16 protein-coding genes, 1 pseudogene and 1 riboswitch are annotated in these 17,882 nt (G+C 25.7%); all 17 genes and pseudogenes read right to left on the reverse strand.

Annotated features, from left to right (window positions below):
* Positions 1–19 precede the first annotated feature (19 nt).
* On the reverse strand, positions 20–2,437 hold the full coding sequence (locus tag EJJ37_RS09725) for a L,D-transpeptidase family protein (RefSeq protein ID WP_166484729.1): 2,418 nt from the start codon (positions 2,435–2,437) through the stop codon (positions 20–22).
* A gap of 158 nt (positions 2,438–2,595) precedes the next feature.
* Positions 2,596–3,099, reverse strand: a complete 504-nt coding sequence (locus tag EJJ37_RS09730; RefSeq protein WP_133015390.1) for a DedA family protein — start codon at positions 3,097–3,099, stop codon at positions 2,596–2,598.
* A gap of 37 nt (positions 3,100–3,136) precedes the next feature.
* A complete protein-coding gene (locus tag EJJ37_RS09735) occupies positions 3,137–3,664 on the reverse strand; it encodes a phosphatase PAP2 family protein (protein ID WP_133015391.1) in 528 nt (175 codons plus the stop codon).
* Positions 3,665–3,837: 173 nt separating this feature from the next.
* Entirely contained in the window at positions 3,838–5,010 is a 1,173-nt protein-coding gene (locus EJJ37_RS09740; RefSeq protein WP_243124865.1) for a chloride channel protein, read from the reverse strand.
* A gap of 100 nt (positions 5,011–5,110) precedes the next feature.
* Positions 5,111–6,343, reverse strand: a complete 1,233-nt coding sequence (locus EJJ37_RS09745) for a cation:proton antiporter domain-containing protein (protein WP_133015393.1) — start codon at positions 6,341–6,343, stop codon at positions 5,111–5,113.
* Between the two features lie 58 nt (positions 6,344–6,401).
* Positions 6,402–6,475: riboswitch (Fluoride riboswitch) on the reverse strand.
* 73 nt (positions 6,476–6,548) lie between these two features.
* The gene (locus EJJ37_RS09750) at positions 6,549–7,946 is read right to left on the reverse strand and encodes a sensor histidine kinase (RefSeq protein ID WP_166484730.1); all 1,398 of its coding nucleotides are present in this window, start codon (positions 7,944–7,946) and stop codon (positions 6,549–6,551) included.
* Complete coding sequence (locus EJJ37_RS09755) at positions 7,927–8,625, reverse strand: response regulator transcription factor (RefSeq protein WP_133015395.1); 699 nt, start codon at positions 8,623–8,625, stop codon at positions 7,927–7,929. Before EJJ37_RS09755 ends, EJJ37_RS09750 begins: the two co-directional genes overlap by 20 nt.
* 93 nt (positions 8,626–8,718) lie before the next feature.
* Positions 8,719–9,057, reverse strand: a complete 339-nt coding sequence (locus EJJ37_RS09760; protein WP_133015396.1) for a hypothetical protein — start codon at positions 9,055–9,057, stop codon at positions 8,719–8,721.
* Between the two features lie 145 nt (positions 9,058–9,202).
* The gene (locus EJJ37_RS09765; protein ID WP_133015397.1) at positions 9,203–9,412 is read right to left on the reverse strand and encodes a heavy-metal-associated domain-containing protein; all 210 of its coding nucleotides are present in this window, start codon (positions 9,410–9,412) and stop codon (positions 9,203–9,205) included.
* Between the two features lie 67 nt (positions 9,413–9,479).
* Positions 9,480–11,918, reverse strand: a complete 2,439-nt coding sequence (locus EJJ37_RS09770; protein ID WP_133015398.1) for a heavy metal translocating P-type ATPase — start codon at positions 11,916–11,918, stop codon at positions 9,480–9,482.
* Positions 11,919–12,135: 217 nt separating this feature from the next.
* Positions 12,136–12,276 (reverse strand): annotated as a pseudogene (locus EJJ37_RS21035) (mannose-6-phosphate isomerase); the annotation flags it as partial.
* A gap of 51 nt (positions 12,277–12,327) precedes the next feature.
* A complete protein-coding gene (locus EJJ37_RS09780) occupies positions 12,328–13,728 on the reverse strand; it encodes a sensor histidine kinase (RefSeq protein WP_133015399.1) in 1,401 nt (466 codons plus the stop codon).
* Between the two features lie 2 nt (positions 13,729–13,730).
* Positions 13,731–14,447 carry a response regulator transcription factor gene (locus tag EJJ37_RS09785; RefSeq protein WP_133015400.1) on the reverse strand — a complete coding sequence of 239 codons (717 nt, stop codon included), beginning with the start codon at positions 14,445–14,447 and terminating at the stop codon, positions 13,731–13,733.
* 350 nt (positions 14,448–14,797) lie between these two features.
* Positions 14,798–15,193 carry a YxeA family protein gene (locus tag EJJ37_RS09790; protein WP_133015401.1) on the reverse strand — a complete coding sequence of 132 codons (396 nt, stop codon included), beginning with the start codon at positions 15,191–15,193 and terminating at the stop codon, positions 14,798–14,800.
* Positions 15,194–15,202: 9 nt separating this feature from the next.
* Complete coding sequence (locus EJJ37_RS09795; RefSeq protein ID WP_133015402.1) at positions 15,203–15,952, reverse strand: hypothetical protein; 750 nt, start codon at positions 15,950–15,952, stop codon at positions 15,203–15,205.
* Complete coding sequence (locus EJJ37_RS09800; protein ID WP_133015403.1) at positions 15,946–16,749, reverse strand: ABC transporter ATP-binding protein; 804 nt, start codon at positions 16,747–16,749, stop codon at positions 15,946–15,948. Before EJJ37_RS09800 ends, EJJ37_RS09795 begins: the two co-directional genes overlap by 7 nt.
* Before the next feature lie 234 nt (positions 16,750–16,983).
* On the reverse strand, positions 16,984–17,826 hold the full coding sequence (locus EJJ37_RS09805; protein ID WP_166484732.1) for a VanZ family protein: 843 nt from the start codon (positions 17,824–17,826) through the stop codon (positions 16,984–16,986).
* Between the last annotated feature and the right edge of the window lie 56 nt (positions 17,827–17,882).

Raw genomic sequence — 17,882 nt, forward strand, 5'->3', positions numbered from 1 at the left:
ATGTATTGCGAAGTTATTACTAATATCTACAAATTATTGTAGTTTTATCTTCAATATTATTATAAATTGCCTCTGCTACACTATATGGCATGTTAACACATCCATGAGATCCATTAGTTTTATATATGCTTCCTCCAAAACTACTTCTCCAGCTTGCATCATGAAGTCCTATTCCTCCATTAAATGGCATCCAGAAGCTAACTGGTGAAGCATATCCATCACCTCTTAGTACAAAGTCTTTAGCTTTCCAATCTAATCTATATACTCCTGATGGAGTAGAATATCCTTTACTTACATCCCCTGTAACTACATTTCCTTGAGTAATTAATTCACCATTTTTATAATAAACAATTGTTTGATTACTTAAGTCAACTTCAACAAAAGTATTTATTACATAATCATCAGTTGCGCTTGGTGTTTTAAATGATAACTCTTTTGTTGTTTCAGCACCATTGCTTATAGCTTCAACAATTTCTGATACAGTTGAATCCCTATCTACATAATATATTCCTGGTGTAGTACTAACTTTAATAACTTCACCGGACCATCTAGTAAATGTTCTAGTACTTCCTATATTATCATAACTATCTCCTAATTCATTTATATACTCTCTAATAGAATCTTCATTAAGAGTAACATTAAAATCCTCATCTACATTAATCCATGTATTTATTAAGCTAGAATCTATTACTATTTCATCTCCTGAAGTAGTATAAATAATTTTTGATGATATATATTTATCAACAGTATTTTTAGCTTGAACCACAACATCTGCTTCACTAGTATACTTTGGATCTTCATAGCATTTCTCTTTATCTAAATCTAAAACATCATTTACATTTTGAATATGAGTCAATACCTTTGAATAGAATTCATCATATTTTATTCTATTACCATTATCCTCTTTTATAATTTCATATTCAGTACCTGTATAATTAATATACGCACTTACAGGTTCTTTTACATTTGATTCATCAAGACAATTAAGATTACCTAAAAATTGCTTTAATAATTCTTCATCATAAGAAATACCTTCAGTTACTGTGTACTTATTACTAACAAATATAGATTTAATCCATAAAAATGGATTTTGACTTTCTAATAGTTCATTTATTCCATTAGTAAAATCATATTTTAAATTAATATCTTTTCCATTTAACTCTTCAGTACTATCTTCTCTCTCTTTAATTGTTAAAACATAATTATCAGCTTTTTCCGCCATAAAATCTTGTGCTGATTTATTACTTTTTCCAGTAACATTAACTCCATTTATATAGGTTCTAAAGAAAAAATGACTATTAAAATATGCTGTCATTATTAAATATATAGCTAATAAACTAGCTACTATAATTCCTGTTGATATCCAAATCTTATTATATTTTTTATCTTTTCTAATCTTTTCAGTAACTTCTACCGTTGCCATCTCAACATTTTTTTCTATTTCTTTAGTTTTTATTGAATCTTCTAATTTAACTTTATCTGCAAACATCTTATTAAGCTTGTCCACATATTCTGAATATTCTTTAATACCCAGTTTATTAGCAAATAATACTATGTTTTCTTTAGCTTTATTTATATCTTCTTTAGTATTGTTTGGTAATCCTATATAATATTCATCTAATAACTTATGTTTATATTCATGTATATTATTATATCCTAAGAAGTCACCTAAAATCTCTAATTGATTATCCTTATCTCCATACTTATATAATAAAGCCTTATATATATTTTCATTATAAGGATTTAATTTTATTATTTCTTTTATAGTATTTTCTTCCTCACCCTGTGGAATTTTATTTTCTAATAACTCTTTAATTAAATTATTTGATTTATTTACATCTTCAGCATCATTATATGATTCTACTTGAGCTATATTATAGTGATTTAAAATATCTATTACTGCAAAATTAATATTAAATATACTCTCTACCATAGCATTTACTAATTTATTTATTATATCTAGAGAAATACCTCTTTCAATTTTATCACTATCTAATATTATATTTTTTTCTTTTAGTCTAAAAGGTTTCTTTATTAATTCAGAATTTATATTTAACTTAGCATATGTTATATCATTTATCTTATTACTATCTATATTTTCTTGATTATTTTCATTTTTTATTTCCTCTAAAGTATTTTCCCATGTACAATAATTATCTAAATAATAATTTTTATTAAATGTATCATTATCAATTTCTTTTACTCCAAATTCATTAACAATATCTATAGCTTTTGAAATGTAACTATTTAAATATTCATATCCAAAAGATTCTCCATCCTTTAACAGTTGCTCAATACTATCAAATTTTTTAATACATTCTTCAGTAAATATTGAAGTCGAATCAAAAGCATATTGTAAAAATTCTGCTCTTATCTCATTTAGCTTAACAAACTCATCTGAAAAATAAATATCCCCATTTAATACTTTAAAGTTCATACTTTCCTCCCATTTCATTAACATTTAATTAGTTAATGCATTACCCCATTTATTTCTGCATCTTTCATTATAATATTAAATCATTGTTAATTTATTACAATTTTAACACAAAAATCTTATCTTTCATATATAAATTTTTATAATAATATTTATTATTTTTATTTTAAAAATAAATAACTAAAAGCATAACCTGCATATATAAAGGCAAAATTCCAAATAGTAATTCCTATAACTGAATATAGAGTAAAATTTACAAATCCAACATTAAAAGTTCCTGCTACTAAAGATATTAATGTTCTAGCAACTGGTATTACCCTAGCTATAAGTATTCCACTGTTACCATACTTATCCATATATTTATAAGTTTTATCTATAGCTTTTTTTAATTTTGGAAATTTATTTTGTATCTTCTTTAAAATGGGTTTTCCACAATAATGTCCTAATGCATATAAAACAAAACTGCCTAATAATCCTGAAATTACCGATATTATAAGAGTATATATAAAGTTTAATCCATCATATTTAACTAATATACCTGCAGCTGGCATTATTATTCCTGCAGGTAAACCAGGCAAATTTAAATACTCTAAAAAAACTATTATAGCTAAGAATATATATCCATATTGCTTTATATATTGAAGTATGTTATTTATATCTGCCATATTTTACATTCCCTTCTATCTAACTAGTTCTATTTTATCATAATTTTCCTAGGAATATTATAACTGTTATCGATCCACATAAAACTCCTATTATTCCACCACCAATAACATCTGAAGGATAATGTACACCTAAATATACTCTTGAAAAAGCAATTAATCCTGCTAATAATATTATTCCTAAAGATGCTGCATTATCAGTTTTAATAAATACAGTAGCAACAGCAAAAGATGAAGCAGTATGTCCTGAAGGAAATGAATGTGTAATTGGCTTTGATATTAAAAGCTCCTTATCATCCTCATCATAAAAAGGTCTCTTTCTCCTAACAATGTTTTTTATTATTCCTTCACCTATAATAGTAGTAATTATAAGTGCTGTAAGTATCATTTGTCCTAATATCCTATAATCCTTTTTAGTCATTAATAAAACCGATATTGTAATCCATATAATTCCCAAATTCCCTGCTGAAGTTATAATTGGCATTATCTTATCAAAAGTTTTATTTCTAAGTTCTACATTTATCCATCTTAAAATTGTATTATCTATCTTTTTTAAAGTATCTCTCATCTTATTCTCACCCTTAATAATATACTTTTATGAATTATACTCTTTATATTCTTTCCCTTATATATATGCTATATTCATTGATATTTCCTATGAAAAAAGTGATATAAAAGTGTACTTAAACAAATTTACATCACATTCTAAAGAAAATTATTTACTTAATATTTTTGTATTTTCTATTCATTCCATAATTGTGAAGTATAAATGCCCTTATGTCCTGATATAAAGACTGCTATCATACATACAAGCATTGCAAATATAATATTATTCTCTAAGTACATCATAAAACATGCAATAGGTGCATTAGTTGCTCCTGAAAAAACTCCCACAAGACCTAATGCTGCTGAAAATGCAAAAGGTAAACCAAGTATATTTGACAAAGTTGCACCTAGTGTAGCACCTATAACAAATAATGGAGTAACCTCTCCTCCTTGATATCCAGCTCCTAAACACAAAGTAGTTAACATAAGCTTAATAATAAATGCTAAATAAGACACATTTCCATCAAAAGCACTACTTAATAGTCCTAAACTTAAATTATTATATAGATTATTTCCTAAAAGTAATGTAGCTAGTACCATTAAACTACCACCTACAAATATCTTTAGATATTGATTTTTACAATACTTTATTAGTTTTTCTTTAAACCAATGTGTCATATACACAAATAATCTACTCGCTAATCCAAAACAAATTGCTAATATAATAACTTTTAAAATATTAGTTAAATCAAAAGACTCTACTAGTGGTATTTTATAATGACTATGTTTAACTCCTAAAAGCTTAACAACTGAATTTCCTACAATTGCTGATGTTATTGCTGGAATCATTGAATTATAATTTAAACTACCTATATTAGAAATTTCTAAAGCAAATATTGTTCCTGTAAGAGGTGTGCCAAAAACGGATGAAAAACCAGCTGCTACCCCACTTATTAATAGTATTTTCTTTTCATAAGTAGAACATTTTAAAATCTTTGATAAAGCATTTCCTATAGTTCCTCCTATTTGTACTCCCGTTCCTTCTCTTCCAACTGAACCTCCAAAAAGATGAGTTAATACGGTTCCTAAGAAAACTAATGGAGCCATAATAAATTTTATTTCTTCCTTACTACCGTTTATATTTTCAATAATTAAGTTATTGCCCTTCTGTGAATTACCCCCATACTTACTATAAAGGAATGTCATTAACATACCTGATAAAGGAAGTATAAATACTAAAAATTTATGCTTCAAATTAATATCTACAACTTTTTCTAGAAATATTAGAAATATTCCTATAAACAATCCAGAAATTCCACCTATCAATATCGAAATTAATATTAATTTTAATATGTTTTTACTTTTCACCCATCTCACCCCATATATAATATTTATAATTTTAAGTTTCCCTAAGCCTAAAAATATATTTATTGATTAAATTTATTTGACTCTGTTTAATTTAATTATTTTAAACAACAATTTCTTGGTCATCCTTTCCTTGATTTAGTAATTTAGATGATGAAATTTTAATACCAATAGCTCCGATAGGAGCAGTAACTAATACACTTAAAATAGCAATAGCTTGCATTACTTCACCGCCAATAACACCCATTTGTAGAGGAATACCTGCTTTAGCAGATTGAACAGTTGCTTTAGGTAAATAAGCTATGATACAAAAGATTTTTTCTTTAAAAGATAAATCTGTTCCAATTAAGGAAATAACAACTCCTATTGATCTAACAGTTAGAGATATAATAAGCATTGCTAATCCTATCCATAAAAATTTCCCCACAAGAGAAGGATTAATTGCCATTCCAACAAAAGCAAATAAATAAATCTTTCCATATTTCCAAACAACATTTATTCCATCTTGAATTTTAAGAGCTAAATCATCTAAGAATGCTCTTAAGAAGAAGCCATAAATCATTATAGTTAATAAAGAATTAAACATTTTTAAATCAAAAGTAGTTTCTACTAATCTAATTAATAAACAAATTATAAATGCAAGAATAACTCTTAAAGCATTAATTTTAATAGATTTTAATAATTTTTTAGTTAAAAAGGCAAGTAGCCACCCTATAAATATACTTATAATAATGGTAATAGGAATTGAAAAAATCTCATTAGCAATAGAAATAGATTGTCCATTAGTACTAGACATATAAATTTCTAAAAAAGTTGTAAATAAAGTAATTGCAACAGTATCATCTGCAGAAGCACCAACTAAAAGCATTTGAGGAATTGCTTTATCTTGACCTACTTTTCTTTTAATTAAATCAACCATTGATGGTACTAAAACAGCTGGACTTACAGCAGCTATTATAAATCCTAATATTGCACCTTGTACAAAAGTAAAGTTAAGAAATATCATTGATAAAAAAGCAATTGTTAATCCTTCTAGAGTTGCAGGTATTATACTTAATAAAACAGCTGGTCTACCTATTTGCTTCATTTGATTTATACTTATTCCTAGTCCACCTATAAATAATACTGTTACTAAGGCAATATCCTTGATATAGGGAGAGATATTCAAGGTTGATTGTGGAACAAGATTTAAAAATGATGGTCCTATAAACATTCCAAGTAAAATCATACCTATAAGAGAAGGCAATTTTATAAACTCCACTAACTTCCCACTATAATTAGCCAATATTCCTATTAATATTAAGCTCACTATAATTACTAAAAATTTAATTAACATAAATAATCCTCCTAGAATAAATTAAAAATAAAAAAAGCTAATGATTTCTACAACAAAAAAAGTTGTAGAAGTCATTAGCTTATTAAGCGGTTTTGATAAGTATCAAGGGAGTACTTCATTCCCTGTTTTTTGATTATAGCAAAATTAAATATACTATACAAGTGTATAATTTAAAAGGCTATCTTTTTATTTTTTTATCTCTCTATTATTTTTCTAAGGGAATAATCATTATGAATTCACTCCCTTTATTAACTTGACTTTTGACTATTATCTCTCCACCATGAGCATTAATAATTGATTGAGCAATACTTAATCCAATACCACTTCCACCAGTTTTTCTTGTTCTAGAGCTATCAACTCTATAAAACCTTTTAAAAATATGTTTAATATGCTCTTCACTTATTCCTACTCCTGTATCTTTTATAGATATATATCCATTTTTATTATCACTATAACAGCTTATAGTTAAAGTTCCTCCTTTAGGTGTATATTTAATACTATTAGATATTAAATTAATCATTGCTTGAATTATTTTATCCTTATCTATATTAAGAGTTAACTTTTTAAGATTTGTTTTTAATTCTATCCCCTTATCAAATACTTGCTTTTCAAAATTTATAATAACTCCATTTATTAACTGGCAAATATCAATTTCTTCTTTCTTTAACTTTAAACTATCATTGTCATATTCTAATAGCTTTTCTAGGGATTCTACTAATCTTGTTAATCTAATAATTTCATATTGGATTCCTATAAGTCTTTCCTCACTAGCTTCCCATACTCCGTCTATTAATGCTTCTATTTGTAATTGTATAGTAGTTAATGGTGTTCTAAGCTCATGTGATATATCTCTTGTTAAATTCTTTCTCATTTTTTCATCCATTTCTAAACTATCAGCCAATTCATTTATAGAAACAATCATCTCATTAATTTCTTTAACCTTATTGTTATTACTTAATCTCTTTTTATATTTTCCATTTATTATCTCTTTAGTTGAATTAGCAATTTCTAATACAGGGCTACTTATATTAGAGGATATTAAAATTCCCATAACAACAGATAGTACTATAGCTAAAATTGTTACTATAATTAATGATATGTTAAGTCCATTAAAAAACATAATATCCGAATTGTTATAATATATAGGTCCATAATATCCTATTTCAACGTATCCTATATCTACTCCATTTACATCTAAATCATAATATTCTTCCACATACTCTCCTTGAGAACTTGGACTTATACTTTTAAAATTATCATTCATTTCATTTAACATAAACTGACACATATCATTATAATTATTATTAGCATCCCATATTATATTTCCACTATTATCAACTACCTTTATTATTAATCCTTCCTCAAGAGCCTCTACCCCTATTCTCTCAATTTCTTTAACATTCCATTTATTATGTAAGTATGTATAGCTTATACTTTTTAATACCGTACTCTTCTCACTATCTATTCTATTTTTTATATAATTATTAAAATTATTTTTAATTAAAATATTAGATATAAAACTAATTAAAAAAATTATTGATAGGGAAAATATAAATAATATTAAAATTATTATATTCTTAAGCTTAATCGTCTTTTTTACCATCAAATTTATACCCCATTCCATATACGGTTAATATATATTTAGGTTCCTTGCTATTATCTTCTATTTTAGATCTCAAATTTTTTATATGAGAATCAATTATCCTATCTATTGCGTCTATTTCTTCACCTATAGCCTTATCTAAAAGCTCATTTCTTGTAAAAAGTTTTTTACTATTTTCTGAAAAAATTAATAATAACTTATATTCTGATGGAGTTAATTTAACTATATCCCCATTTTTCTTAACTTCACACTTATCCTTATCTATAATTAAATCTCTATTATTAAATGACATAATTTCATTTTTATTAACTTTATATCTTCTTAAAATTGCTGTAACTCTTGCTATAAGCTGTTTTACACTAAATGGCTTAATAACATAATCATCGGCACCTTGTTTAAATCCATTTAAAACGTCATCTTCATTAACCTTAGCAGTTAACATTATTATAGGTATATCTATTTGATTCTTAATTTTTTTACATATCTCTTCACCTGATATATCTGGTAACATTAAATCTAAAATAATTAAATTAATTTTTTTATCATTAAATATTTTTAAAGCTTCAGTACCATTACTTGCTGTAAATACAGTATATCCTTCCTTTTTTAGGTATACCTCAATTACATCAACTATAGTTTTTTCATCATCTACTACAAGAATATTTATATTATTTTTCATATATTTTCTCCATTCAATTATTTAGTATCAATTATTAAAACCCACTATACACTAGTGGGTTTTAATGATTTTTACCTATATTAACTCTTAATATTAAAAGTTTTGAACTGCCTCATTACTATCTTCATTTAAACTTGTACCATAATTATTTCTCATCATATTATTTTGCATCATGTTATTTTGCATCATATTATTTCTATAATTTGAATTACTTTTATTATTTCCATGACAGTAATTATACATCTCATTATAAAAATCCTCTTCTGTTCCAAAATAGTTCTGATTATCATCACTTACTTTTGCGTATCCTAATTTATTAGTATCAATATTTAATTTATCTGTTTTTTCCTGTGCATTAGCCATTATAGCTCCTGAGCCTAATATAAATGCACTTCCCAAAACTAAGCTAATTATTTTCTTATAATTTTTCATAATTTCCTCACCTCATAATATATATTTTCAAAAACATTGTAAATTCAAATTATGTATAAATTATGAAGATAGCTTATAACAAAAATTTATTTAAATAATTTTGAAATTAAAAAACTGATATTGGATTCAATATCAGTTTTTTTAACTATATATTTTCTATCTTAATTACCTCATATCCCATGTCTTCAATTTTTTCTTTTATTGAATCATCAGCTTCATTTGTTTCTACTACTGCATACTTTCCTTCTAAATTAACTTCAATGCCTTTTGCATCATTTAATTCTTCTAAAGCTTCAGTTACATGAGCAACACAATTTTTGCAACTCATTCCTTCAATTAATATTTTCTTTTTCATAAAATCTCCTCACTTTCAACTTCTTTAATATAATCTATATTTTAATATTATTAATAACTATTTATACTTATTTATTAGGATTAAATCCTCTTAATCTTAATGCATTTGTTAAAACTGAAACTGAACTTAAGCTCATTGCTGCTGCTCCTATCATTGGATTTAACAATGGTCCTCCAAATATATGAAGTACTCCCATAGCCACCGGAATACCTAAGACGTTATATCCAAATGCCCAGAATAAATTTTGTTTTATATTTCTAATAGTTGCTTTACTTAACTTAATAGCTGTAGCAACATCTTTTAAATCACCTTTCATAAGTACTATATTAGCTGATTCAATAGCTACATCAGTACCTGTACCAATTGCAATACCAATATCTGCTTGTGCTAGTGCTGGGGCATCATTTATTCCGTCTCCAACCATGGCAACTTTACTACCCTTTTCTTGAAGCTTTTTAACTTCATTTGCTTTATCCTCTGGTAGCACTTCTGCAAGAACAATATCAATTCCAACTTGTTTTGCAATAGCATCAGCAGTTTTCTTATTATCCCCAGTAATCATAGCAACCTTTATTCCCATCTTATGAAGATTTTCAATGGCTTCCTTACTACTTGGTTTAACTGTATCTGCAACTGCAATAATACCTTCTAATTTATTATTTATTGCAATATACATAGGTGTTTTACCTTCATTTGCTAATTTATCTGATTTAACACCTAAATCTCCAATTTCAATAGAGTTTTCAGTCATTAATTTTTTATTTCCAAGTAAGATAACCTTACCTTCTATTTCAACTTGAATTCCATGACCTGGAATGGCTTTAAAGTTAGATATCTCTTTAAACTTAATATTTCTTTCCTCTGCACCTTTTACTATAGCTTCACCTAGAGGATGCTCTGAACCTTTTTCACTGCTTGCCGCTATAGATAATAATTCATCTTCTGATATTGTAGTAGTAATAATATCCGTTACTACTGGTTTACCTTCAGTAATAGTACCTGTCTTATCAAATACAATTGTATCAATTTGGTGAGTAACTTCTAGAGCTTCTCCACCCTTAATTAATACTCCATATTCTGCACCTTTTCCTGTTCCAACCATAATTGCTGTAGGTGTTGCTAGTCCTAATGCACATGGACAAGCTATAACTAAAACCGAAATAAATATTGTTAATGCAAATACTCCACTTTCACCAGCAATTAACCATCCGATACTAGCAAGTATTGCAAGACCAATTACTATTGGTACAAAATATGATGCAATAATATCTGCCATTTTTGCAATAGGAGCTTTTGATCCTTGAGCATCTTCAACTAACTTAATAATTTGAGATAATGCAGTATCTTTACCAACTTTAGTAGCTTTGTATTTAATAAATCCAGTTTTATTAATACTAGCTCCTATTACCTTACTTCCAACTGTCTTTTCAACTGGGATACTTTCACCTGTAAGCATAGCTTCATCAACTGCAGTAGCCCCTTCTATAACTTCACCATCAACAGGTAACTTTTCTCCAGGTTTAACTATAACTATATCTCCAACAATAACTTCATCTATAGGAATAACTAACTCTTTTCCATCTCTTACAATAGTAGCTGTCTTTGGGGCTAATCCCATAAGTTTTTTAATTGCTTGAGATGTTTTTCCTTTAGAAATTGCTTCTAGATATTTACCTAAAGTTATTAAAGCAAGTATTGTAACAGCAGCTTCATAATATAGACTCATAGCATAAGAACCATCGCCTGTATAAATTTTATATGTTCCATATAAACTATAAATAAAGGCTGCACTTGTACCTATTGCAATTAAAGAATCCATATTAGGACTTAATTTAAATAAATTTTTATACCCAATATAGTAAAACTTATATCCAATTATCATAACTGGTATTGTTAAAACCAATTGAATTATAGCAAAGTTAAGTGGGTTCATCATTGGATCAATAATCTTAGGTAATGGCATACCAACCATATGCCCCATTGTTATTGTTAAAAGAGGTACTGCAAATATTAATGATAATATTAATCTCCACAATAGCTTTCCTTTTTCATCTAATTTCTTTTTCTTTTCTTCTACTTTTTGCTCATCTTCTCTTATTAATTTATATCCTACCTTTTCAACCTTTGCTTTTATATCTCCAAAGCTTACAAAATCTGCATCATAACTTACTGAAAGTTTTTCTGTTGCAAAATTAACTACTGCATTTTCAACACCCGGCATTTTATTTGTAACTTTTTCAACTCTACTTGCACATGCTGAACATGTCATGCCTTCTATTTTGTAAGTATGTGATTGAATATTTTTTTCTACTTTATATCCTATTTTTTCAACCTTTTGTTCAATCTCTGCTTTAGTAATTATTTTATCATCATAATTAACTGTTAATGTTTCTGTTGCAAAATTAACATTTGCCTCTTTAACACCATCCATTTTGCTAACTACTTTTTCAATTCTATTAGCACAGGCAGAGCATGTCATTCCTCCTATTTTAAATTTATTATTCACTTATATCACTCCCTTTAACAAAAGTATTTATTTAAATTACTATCTCTTTTTATCACACCCCCCAGGGTGGGGGTATACACTTATTATATTCTTTTTTTTATTATTTGCAATAGTTTTTTTATTATTTAATGAAATTGTTTATCATTTAGAATATAAAAAATAAAAGTAACAAATTGAATTTAATATTAAAACTCAATTTATCACTTTTAACTCTTCATTAAATAAATGTTCCAAACTCTGGACTACCATTAATGTCATTAAGCAAATGCTTAATTTCCTGATCCTTATCTTTATCCATTACTAGGATAACATCACCTGCATCAACAACGACTAAATTATTAACTTCAAAACCTTTAATCTTTTTTACATAACATTATTATATTTATCTATAATAATGTTAAGCCTGAATTTATAATGTTATTTCTATTTTAGTGCCTTTACCTAAGGTACTACTAATCTTAATCTCTCCATTATGAGCATTTATAATTTCTTTTACTATGGACATTCCTAATCCTGACCCTTTATGAGCTTCCCCAGTATTTGTTCCTCTATAATATCTTTCAAATATATTATTTAAATCTTCTTCACTTATTCCTATACCATCATCCTCAATTATAATATATAGCTTTTCGTCTGTAAAAATAGTAACTATTATTTTTACATCTTCATTATTATGAATTAATGCATTATACATAAGATTATTTATAACTCTTTGAATTAATATCTTATCTATATTTTTAACTATTCTGATATTTTCACAATTAAACTCAATATTTGATTTATTATAATTAGAATCATTTAATATATCTATAATACAATTTTTTACTAAAGTTACTATGTTAACTTCTTCTTTATTTAAAATTAATTTATTACTTTTCAACTTCATATTTAAATTTAAATCATCTACTAACTCCTTAATATAATCAGCCTTATTATTTATTATTTCAGCATAATCCTTTATCTCTTTATTTGAAAAATTATAATCTTCACTTAAAAATTCTGCATATCCTTTTATTGATGAAAGAGGAGTTTTTATATCATGAGAAATATTTGCAATCCATTCATCTCTCATCTTATCTAATTTTTTGCGTTCAATTTCATTTTGTTTTAATTTATATGCTAAATTGTTTAACCTCTTAAAAACATTAGAATAAATACCTTTTTCCTCCATATACACTTCATATTTTCCTAAATATAAATCATCTATATAATCTATACTGGTTTTAACTGGTCTAAGCAAACCTTTACTAAATATATATCCAACTATGACTGCAATAAAAAAATCTACAATCACTATACTTATCAACGAATATTTTATAGATTCAATCATAGTTGATGTCTCTGCTATCAATACAAACTTTTGCAAATTTTTTTTTGGAAAACCTATTAAATAAGTGTAAGTTATATTATTGAATATTTTATCTCCAGCTAATATTTGTGAAGTATCTCCTAATCCACCAGCATATTTATATCCGTTTATAATTTCAATTGGTGTATACTTATTTTTAATAATTTCTGGTTTGTTATAACTATATACCTCTTTGTTATCCTCATTCAATATTTGAATCCATGCCTCTTTATCATCTATTAATTGTTTACCAGCATCAGTAACATATATGTTGTCATTCTCACTCTCTAAATATATTTCATACTCTCTTACAAAATCACTTATATCAACTTTTCTATCATTTTTATTTTGAAGGTTAATATTTTGTGATAAAAACACTATAGTCAGAATATTTATTATTACTACAATGATAGCAACTGTAGCTATACTTAAAACATATATAAAAGTTAACCTTATCTTCATCACTATTCATCCTTTATTTGCAACTTATAACCTAAGCCCTTTACAGTTATGATATACTTAGGATCTGATGGATTATCTTCTATTTTTTCTCTTAATTTTCTTATATGTACCATAATTGTATTATCAAAGCCTATAAATTCATCTCCCCATACTTCCTCACAAAACCTCTCTTTACTTATAATATGGTTTCTATGTTTAATCATATATACAAACATTTTATATTCCTTAGCTTTTAAATCAATCAATATTCCATTTTTTCTTACTTCCATTTTTTCTTCATCAACTTCAAATGGATGAAGTATTATTTTATTATTGACTTCAGCAGTATTGTGCTTTATCATCATACTCTTTGTAAGTTGTATTTTAACTCTAAGTGCAACTTCTTTAGGACTAAAAGGTTTTGTAATATAATCATCTGCACCTATAACTAGCCCCATTATTCTATCTAATTCTTCACTTTTTGCTGATAAAAATAATATAGGAACATTTGATGTCTTTCTTATCATCTTACATATATCATATCCTTCAATATCTGGAAGCATTATATCTAATATAGCTAAATCTATCCCAACATTCTTAAAAATCTTTATGCAATCTTCTCCATTAGTAGCCGTATATATTTCCTCAAATCCCTCTTTAATTAGAACCATTTTTAATAAATTTAATATTTCAATCTCATCATCTACTATTAATATTTTGCTTTTCTTTATGTTTTTCATAGCATGCTCCGTAATTATAATTTATATTTTATATGTTAAAAAAGCTATTTCAAAAATAGATCATTTGAAATAGCTTTCTAAATTAAATTCCCATTCCGTTTCCAATAAAAATTGAAAATAATAATAATAATAATAATAATACATAAATATGAACTAGATAATAAAAATAAAAGAAATATTTCATACTTCTCCTTTATTATTATACAGAAGAATTATTATTAAATCAAAAATCATAAACCATTGAATGTTTACACTGAAAAGTGCCACCATAACAACTCCCTTAGATATATTATTCACAACAAAAATAACTATACAATAAGCTATATGATTAGAAAATCCCTTTCAAACATCTATTTTCTTGTTCCTTGTTGTTCTATCTTTCCTAGAGCCTTTTCTGGAACATTTTGTTTTTCAACAATGCTCTCTCCTAAAGTTATTGTTTTGCTAGAATCAACTTTAATATATGTCCCTGGTGTATAGTAATTTTCTGGAGTTCCTCTTACAACAAAATTTAATTCTTTAGAGTTTCCTTGCTCATCATATCCAATTAAATCATATTTTTTCCCTTTTTCTTGTTTAACTCCATTAGCATCTACTAACCAAGATTCCTCATTTACTTCATCTATCGGTACTTGTGTATAATAGCTTTCTGTAGCTACATATCTATCGTTATAGTATCCTTTCGCCCAAAAAGCCCCTAATACAATTGCAATTACTACTGCTATAATTGATATTATTTTTTTCATATTAACCTCCTAAAATTCAAGTTCTTTCTTTTTAAATAAAATTATTGATATCATAACTGGTATAATTATATAAATAGCAATTCCCATAAAATTAATTAAATTAAAACTACCATTTTGTATAAAAATATTTTTTACTGAATATAGAATTAATGTATATAGATATTTACTTAAATCACCAAATGTATTAATAATGAAACTCTGTCCCAATATTAATGTTAATATTATAAATATTATATTTGATGTTAGTAAAAGATATCCCACAATACCAATTACTGCATTTTGCGCTGTATATACTAAAATTGATGATATACTTAAATAACCAACTATCTTTAATGTGCTTATTACAATATCTAAAATAGCTTCTATTATTTCAGCACCTGTAAATTGAATTTTTAATACTATTGGTATACTTAAAATTAAAATTCCAAATATAAATCCTATTACTATAGATAATAGAATAGATTCGATTACTTTGGATAATACTACTTTATATCTTGGAATACCATATCCTATTGCTATTTGCATAGATTTGCTTTTAAAATCATCATAATATACTGATAAAAATATAGGAATTCCTATTACTATTGGATAAAATTCCAAAAATGCTTCAGTTTTAGATATATATTCTATACCATTAAAATTAGGAGTATATATAATAAACATCATGATAAGAAATAATAATAAATATCCTAATGTAACATATAGAAATGATTTTTTATTTATTATTCTATTTAAATCTGCTTTAATGTAATTTAACATTCGCAGTCACCTCCTATAATCTCAAAATAGTAACTCTCCAAAGTTTTATTTACTATATTTTCCTCCAATATTTCTATATTATTTTGTTGTAGTATAGTCTTTGCTTTCGCTAAATCACTTAATTTTAGTTCAATAGCATTTGATTCTTTATCTAATTCTTCTTTTGAAATTTCACATAATACCTTTCCCTCATGAACTATTCCAAATCTATTTGCAGTATTCTCCAATTCACCAAGAATATGAGAAGAAACTATAATAGTCATTCCATATTCACTATTTAATTTTTTAATTAATCTTCTAATATCGGCAATACCTTGTGGGTCTAATCCATTAGTTGGCTCATCTAATATAAGTATTTCTGGATTACCTAATAAAGCATTAGCTATACCTAATCTTTGCTTCATTCCCAAAGAAAAACTTTTGTATTTTAGTTTTGTATTTTGTAATCCAACTATTTTTAACACTCTTTCTACTTCATCTTTATTTTTTATACCTTTTAATTGTCTGTAATAATTTAAATTATCTCTGGCATCAAGATAATCAAAAAAGTTTTTACCAATGAAAAACCCTATTTCTTTTCTATTAGAAAGTAATTCTTTATCATTAGAACCACCATTTATAGATAATTCTCCATCTTTAAAATCGGATAAGCCTAAAATTATCTTAAATATAGTAGTTTTTCCTGCTCCATTTTTGCCTACTAATCCATAAATCTCACCTTTATGTATATTTAAATTTAAATCTTTAATTACATGAAACTTATCATAATATTTATTAATGTTTTTTAATGTTATCATATTTGCTCCTTTTCATTTACATTATTCAATTTAATAAAATACTTTGCCATTTTTTATTTACTCTATTAGTATCAATATTGTTAATTTCATCTATATCCCATGAATCCTCTGTAGAACATCCTTTACTGACAGAACTACGAATTTTATTATATTCATTTAAACTTATGTCATTATAAATTTAACCTTAAATAAACCTTAAATTTTATTTTTATTTATTAACCATGTGAATCTATTCTATTTACTAACTATATATGTGTTACTTAACTTATCAAATATAAGTATTTTGTCATTCCTTTTAACATGAGTAATTATATTTATAATACAAGTTATATCAATGGCTAATTGAATAAGCATAAATAATAAAATAATGTTGCTATCACTTACCCCCAAAAAATTTCCTATAACCAGTAATAACTTATTAACCCCAAAAAATATGTAAATTATCATTCCATATCTCTTAAATAAAGATAATAAACTTAAAGTCTCTTTCGTTGATTTAATCCTTATTCCCACTATAAAACATCCAAAGGTAACTCCCTTTGTAATATAAGGTACTAACATAAAATAAATAAATGAAAAAATTAGAAATGATACAATGCTTGTTTTTTCACTAATAAATATTAAATTAAATAATATCCAATCTAAAACAAAAGCTATAAATCTCTTTGTAAATGATGCCATTTTTTTATATTCCACTGATTTATTTTCTAAGTCTTCTATGCTAGGTAATACATATTCAAATACTGGCTCAATATAAAAACCTATAACTCCACCTAAAGTATTGAGCATTAAATTATCTACATCAAATAATCTATATGGATATTTATATATTCCGTATATACCTGTTAATTGAGTTACCTCTACAAATATAGAAAATAAGAAGCAAACTAACATCGTTACCTTAATATCTTTTTTAAACAAATATCTTATATATACTCCAAGAGGTAAAGTTAATAAAACGTTAAAAAATGCTTGAAAAAAAGCTCTTCCTGTAAATATGCTTACGTATGTTCTTGGATTATAAATATTTATACTTGCTTCTTTTAATATATCTCTAATAAAATTGAAAGGTATCAGATAACATTATAAAAATAAAAGTGACAAATTGAATTCAATATAAAATTCAATTTGTC

Source organism: Clostridium cuniculi (assembly GCF_004353185.1).
GTDB lineage: Bacteria > Bacillota > Clostridia > Clostridiales > Clostridiaceae > Clostridium > Clostridium cuniculi.